This window comes from Acetonema longum DSM 6540 (assembly GCF_000219125.1).
Taxonomy (GTDB): domain Bacteria; phylum Bacillota; class Negativicutes; order Sporomusales; family Acetonemataceae; genus Acetonema; species Acetonema longum.
In genome coordinates, this window is the sequence record NZ_AFGF01000244.1 from 1 (window position 1) to 1516 (window position 1516).

The following is a 1516-nucleotide window of genomic DNA, read 5'->3' on the forward strand; positions in this document are numbered from 1 at the left end:
AGGTGCCTTCAACACCTTTGATTCCCACTCCACCACGGAATTCAAACAAAACGGCTTCACTGTATCACTCACCAACAACACCCTCCAAGCCGTCCAGGACACCTATGACACCGTTAACCGGATGGAAGACATCCAGGATGACCGGTTAAAGGCTCTTTATGGCCTCAAAGCCTACCGTTCAGGAGAAAAGGCTTACGATGGGACCAAGGCCGGCTATAAAGAACTTCAGGAAAATAGCAAGAAAAAGAACAACAATAGCCAAGCAGATGCAACTACCGCCAACACCCAGCCCAATCCCAGCGCAAACACCAGCTCAACGACTACAGGAAACAACAACCCAGTCAATTCAGGTAACGGCAATAGCCAACCCACTACAGGAAATAACAGCCAAACGAATACGGGCGACAACACCCCAGCCAATAACAATACCAAAGAGAAAAACGAAAAAGTCGACAACAGCTTTACCGCCACTGTCGGCTTTAGCAGCAGCAAACAAAAAACCGAAACCACCACCAGCGCCGCTACCGTCCGCGGCAGCAGCCTGACCTCCTCCGGCGATATCAACCTTATCGCCACCGGCAGCGGCCAAATCGATTTAACCGGAAATGCCGTAGACGGTGACCTGAATATCCTGGGTTCTTCGGTCAGCGGCAATAATGTCTACCTTTCCGCTGCCCGAGATGTCAGCCTCAAAGCCCAGGCCAACACTACCGATTCCATCATGAAATCAAGCGGCGGCTCCTATGGCTTTGGCGCCAGCGCCAGCTTGGGCCCCAATTCTAGTGTCAGCTATTACCTGGAAGGCAGCAAAAATAGCAGCAACTCCACAGGACACGCTACCACCTGGACAGAAGCCATGGTCACCGGCAATGCCAATCTCACCATGATCTCCGGTCGGGACACCAACCTGGTCGGCGCGCAGGCTCATGGCGACAGCATTAACCTGAATGTAGGCCGGAATTTGAACCTGGCGAGCCTGCAGGATGTAGAGACCTACAACGAGAAGAATAAATCCATAAACGGCAAAATCGGCATAGGGATGGCATCGAATGTAGGGTTCAATAAAGGGACAATGAACTCTACGTACAAGAGCGTCAATGAGCAGACAGGAATCTTTGCCGGCAAAGGCGGGTTTGATGTTTATGTGGAAGGCAACACCGACTTAAAAGGCGCCGTTATGGCCAGTAAGGCGGAGGCAGGGAAGAACAGGCTCTCGACTGGGACACTCACCTTCTCGGATATTGAAAATGAAGCGAAGTACAAGGCGAAAAGCTTTGGTGTCAACTATGCGAAAGGTGCGGGTGTAGAGAACAAAGATAAGGGCTGGACACCCAATATGGGAGTTCCGGTATCCGATGAGAAGACTAGTACAACTCATGCAGCCATTGCTGAGGGAACCATTGAAATCAGAGACCAGGCTAATCAGAAAGCGGACATTACGAAACTGAGAAGAGATACAGAGAATGCCGTCAATAAGCTGGACCAGATTTTTGACAAAAAGACAGTCCAGGAAAAG

1 protein-coding gene is annotated in these 1516 nt (G+C 50.6%); it reads left to right on the forward strand.

The window, feature by feature from the left end:
• Nucleotides 1-121: 121 nt before the first annotated feature.
• Nucleotides 122-1516: hemagglutinin repeat-containing protein (locus ALO_RS18980; RefSeq protein ID WP_413788510.1), on the forward strand; the 1395-nt coding region annotated here is incomplete at its 3' end.